This window comes from Streptomyces sp. 8K308 (assembly GCF_004348315.1).
Taxonomy (GTDB): domain Bacteria; phylum Actinomycetota; class Actinomycetes; order Streptomycetales; family Streptomycetaceae; genus Streptomyces.
The window spans coordinates 1-4207 of sequence record NZ_SMKC01000483.1; the positions used below are offsets into that span (position 1 = coordinate 1).

4 protein-coding genes are annotated in these 4207 nt (G+C 73.6%); 3 read left to right on the top strand and 1 reads right to left on the bottom strand.

Annotated features, from left to right (window positions below; translation table 11 throughout):
• Nucleotides 1-185 precede the first annotated feature (185 nt).
• Both E1265_RS34380 and E1265_RS34385 read left to right on the top strand, forming a co-directional pair.
• Nucleotides 186-971, top strand: a complete 786-nt coding sequence (locus E1265_RS34380) for a sulfite exporter TauE/SafE family protein (protein ID WP_132934876.1) — start codon at nt 186-188, stop codon at nt 969-971.
• A 288-nt stretch (nt 972-1259) separates the two neighbouring features.
• Nucleotides 1260-2084 carry a C40 family peptidase gene (locus E1265_RS34385; RefSeq protein ID WP_132934877.1) on the top strand — a complete coding sequence of 275 codons (825 nt, stop codon included), beginning with the start codon at nt 1260-1262 and terminating at the stop codon, nt 2082-2084.
• Nucleotides 2085-2239: 155 nt separating this feature from the next.
• Here E1265_RS34385 and E1265_RS34390 read toward each other — a convergent pair whose 3' ends face one another.
• A complete protein-coding gene (locus E1265_RS34390) occupies nt 2240-3793 on the bottom strand; it encodes a hypothetical protein (RefSeq protein WP_132934878.1) in 1554 nt (517 codons plus the stop codon).
• Between the two features lie 66 nt (nt 3794-3859).
• Here E1265_RS34390 and E1265_RS34395 point away from each other — a divergent pair, with 66 nt between their 5' ends.
• Nucleotides 3860-4183 (top strand): hypothetical protein, encoded by a 324-nt coding sequence (locus tag E1265_RS34395; protein WP_132934879.1) that lies wholly within the window; start codon nt 3860-3862, stop codon nt 4181-4183.
• Nucleotides 4184-4207 lie beyond the last annotated feature (24 nt).

Sequence of the window (4207 nt, forward strand, 5' to 3'; positions counted from 1 at the left end):
TCGCCGAACACGACCCAACAGACCCTTAACAGGCACGGACGTATTCACCCGAGGTGGTTGATCGACCGCGATGTGCGGATACGACGCACAATCACCCGCTCTTCCCGGGCACCCGCCCTTACCATCGGGCCGCCGAGCTGCGCAAATTGGCCCTGGACAGCATTGGGTGGTAGTGCCTTCGGCACGTGTCTGACATAACCCTCACCACCGCCGCCCTGCTCTGCGTCGCCGCCGCCGCGGCCGGCTGGGTGGACGCGGTAGTCGGCGGCGGCGGCCTGGTCCTGCTGCCCGCGATGCTCATCGGCCTCCCCGCCGACCAGCCCCCGGCCCACGCGCTCGGCACCAACAAGGCCGTCGCCGTCACCGGCACCTCCATCGCCGCCGTCACCTATGTGCGCAAGGCGCCGGTGGACCGCGGCTTCGCGGTACGGCTCGGACTGCTCGCCCTCGCCTCGGCCGCCGGCGGCGCGGCGTTCGCCTCCGCGGTCGACAAGGCGGTGCTGCAGCCGCTGATCATGGTGGTGCTGCTCGCCGTCGCCGGATTCGTGGTGTTCCGGCCCCAGTTCGGCATGGCGCCGGCCCCGGCCGAGGAGCTGTCCCGCCGGCGCAGGCTGGCCGCGCTGGCGCTCATCGGCGTCGGAATCGGCTTCTACGACGGGCTCGTCGGCCCTGGCACCGGCACGTTCCTGGTGCTCTCGCTGGTGGCCCTGCTGCGCCTCAACCTGCTGACGGCCTCCGCCACCGCCAAGGTCGTGAACGTCGGCACGAACCTGGGCGCGCTGCTCGTCTTCGGCTTCGGCGGCAACGTGCTGTGGCAACTGGTGCCGTTCATGGCCGCGTTCAACATGGCGGGCGGCTGGATCGGCGCGCGGATGGCCATGAAGAAGGGGAGCGGCTTCGTGCGGGTGGTGCTGCTCGTGGTGGTCACCGCGCTCGTCGCCAGGCTGGGGTACGACCAGTGGTTCGCGTGATGGACGGGCCGGTGGACGCAGCGTGATGACGGCGTGATGTATCCCACGTCGCGAAACGGTAACGAGCGTGCATCATTGATCGGGCAACCCTTGCCGTGCTAGGCCGGGTTCGGCGATCGGACAATCCGGACAACGTGCAGGACAGGGCCGCACACCGCGACGAAAGATCGACTTTCACGCGAAACGGCACTTCGGACAATTACCCCGCCAACTCGCCGCGTACTCGTCAATTGTGGTGGACGCCACGTTAATTGAGTCAACCGGACGAGCCTGGTAGCCAAGATGTCCATGTCCCCGATTCGTTACCGAGGCCGGCACCGCAAGCCAAGCCGGTCGCGCACCAGCAGCCTGATACGCGGCGGCGTCCTGATGGGCACCGTCGCGGTCGCCGGCGCCGCGACGTCTCCCGCGCTGGCCGCCGAGCAGCCGACCGAGCGGACCGGCGAACTGCCCCTGCTGGACGGCGTGCTCGCCAGCAGCGCCGCGGGTGCCGCCGAGGCCACCCAGGCGTACGTCAGCCAGGCCCAGCTGCAGCAGGTCAGGGCGACCGCCCAGCAACAGGCCATCTCCCAGGCCCAGGAGGCCGCCGCCGAGCTGCGGGCGGCCCAGGAGGCCGAGGCCGAGCGGCGGGCCCGCGAGGCCGCCGAGGCGGAGGCCGCGGCGCGGGCCGCGGCCGAGGAGGAGGCGGCCCGCGAGGCAGCGGCCCAGGCCGAGACGGTCTCGGCCCCCGCCGAGACCACCGCCAGCGCCCCCGCGAGCGGCGGCGTCGCCGCCGTCCTGGACTTCGTCCGCGCCCAGTTGGGCGACGCCTACTCGCTCGGCTCCACCGGGCCCGACGCCTGGGACTGCTCCAGCCTGATGCAGGCCGCCTTCTCCCAGGCCGGCGTCTCGCTCCCCCGCGTCTCCCAGGACCAGTCGACGGCCGGCACCCAGGTGTCGCTCGACGCCCTCCTGCCCGGCGACATCCTGTACTGGGGCGGCGCGGGCAGCGCCTACCACGTCGCGGTCTACGTGGGCGACGGCACGTTCATCGGCGCGCAGAACTCCTCCACCGGCGTGGTCCAGCGCGACCTCGACTGGGACCCGCCGTCGGGCGCGGTGCGCGTGCTCTGACGCGATGCGGCGGCGGTCCGCGCGAGAACGCGGAGCGGGCGGCCGATCCAGCGCGACCGCCACCCGCACTCGGCCGGTCCGCCGCACGGCGCGGGCGTCCTGCGCGCCGCGCCGCGCATGGCCCTTCGACCACGTGGGCGCCGAGCCGCCGGTGATCACGCCGTGCGGTAGGCGTCCAGGATGGTCAGGTCGGTGGTGTTGCCGGCCCGGTCGGCCAGGTGGGCGCGGAACGAGACGGTGCCGCCGGCCGCCGGGTTGTCCACGGTGACCCGGCCGTCGCGCACCGGGACGCGCTGCCAGCTGCCGCCCCGGTCGTAACTCACCTCGACCGCCAGCGCGCTCGGACCGCCCTCGGCCGCCGCCGTGCCCCGCACGGCGACCGGCACCCGCGTCCGCTCGCCGGCGGGCGCGGTGCCGCCCTCGCCAAGACGCGGGGTGAACCGCACCACGGACAGCGGGAGTTCGGTGCGCTCCTCGGTGTGCCCCGAGGTGAAGGTGAACGCGGCGGTCACCTCGGTGGACACCGAGGCCGCGCCGTCCCGCCTGACGGTGGTGGTCAGCTCGTACGCCGCCTCCTCCGGCGGGACGTCGATCCACACCCGGTTCAACGGCTCGTCCGACGTCGCGTACACCTCGCCGTCACGCCGCAGCACGGTGGACGCCGACTCCCAGCTCCTGGCCGCGCCGTGCGTTCCCCGGCCGTCGCTGAACAGGCCGACGGCGGCCCTGATCTCGTCGCCCTCCCGGCTGAGCCCGTCGCGCGCGCCGAGCCCGGGCCCGAACACCGGGGCGCCCACCGTGACGCGGTGCCGCTCCCCCGCCGCGTAGCTCGTGAGCGGCGCCTCGAACTCCAGCGACTCGCCGCCGGCCTCGGTGACGTCCAGCGTGTGGCTCCAGCGCCCCGGGCTGAGGTAGACGGTGGTGGTGCCCGGCAGCTCGCGCTCGACGGAGTGGCCGTCGTGCACCAGCTCGAACAGCACGCGCAGTCGGCCGCGCGCGCCCTCGCCCAGCGCCCGCTGGTCGAGGTCGAGGCGGGCGAGGTCCCGGCGACGCGCCTGTTCTTCGAGCCCGGTGAAGAAGGTGCCGGTGCGCTCGTAGGCGGTGTGGTACTCGGTGCCGGTCTCCGGGTTGAGCCAGCTCGCGGCGGCGATCGAGCGCAGCCCGGCGTCGCCCAGGCTCGGCCCGGTGTGCTGGGTGCGGAACGTCGAGCCGGCGCCCTCGAAGGTGTTCCAGAAGGTGGTGCTCGTGTACCCGTCGCCCCTGGTGAGGACGGTGACCAGGGTGAGCGTCGTCTGCTGGGCCGCGCCGTCGAAGACCGAGAGGTCGATCTCCTCCGCCTCGCGGGCGTCGAAGGTGATCGCGGTGTCGGCGGCCAGGTCGGGCAGCGCGTGGGTCTGCACGGTGAGGTCCATGGCCGACTCGCTGCCGGTCCAGCCCAGGTCGGAGGTGACGAGATAGTCCCCGGCGGGCACCAGGACGGTGCCGGTGCCGGCCGCGTCGTCGACGGGGTGGACCTCGCCGGTCGCGGCGTCCTGGACGACGACGTTCCAGTCGTCGCCGGCCGGCGCGCCGTCGAGCCCGACGCCGGCCACGGTCAGCTCGTACAGCTCGGGCTCGTCCGCCGCCGCGCCGTGCGCGGTCAGCACCGACCCGAGGACCGCCAACGAGGCGGCCGTCGCCGCCGTCCTTCTCCTGCTCCCTGAGCGCACCTGGCTCCCCCTACGTCCGCCTGACGGTGGTTCGACGAGGCGAAACATACCAGGTACATACCGAGTATGCTCACGCCCTCCGGCCACCAGCGCCTCCCCGACGCGCCGGTCGAGCTCGGCCCGCAGCACCGTGCACTCCCGCACCGGGTCACCCCGGAGGGCGCCTCCACCCTGGGCCTGGCCAGCACCCGCTGGACCCTCTTCGTCGGCGCCGACGCCGACGGTTGGCGTGCCGCCACCACCATGCCGGTGCCGCCCCACAGGTCCACCTCCTCCCTGACCTCGACACTGCGGCCCAGGCTTCCCCGACGACGCCGCCGTCCCGAGGGCCGAGCCCCGCGAGCTGCTGCCCGGCGGGCGCGGCCTGCGGCTGATCGAGGCCCTCTCTGACCGCCTGCGCATCGGCAACCAGCC

Bases quoted from the DNA above. Each gene is read 5' to 3' on its own strand.
- E1265_RS34385 (WP_132934877.1), top strand. From the start codon at position 1,260: ATGTCCCCGATTCGTTACCGAGGCCGGCACCGCAAGCCAAGCCGGTCG.
- E1265_RS34395 (WP_132934879.1), top strand. From the start codon at position 3,860: ATGCTCACGCCCTCCGGCCACCAGCGCCTCCCCGACGCGCCGGTCGAG.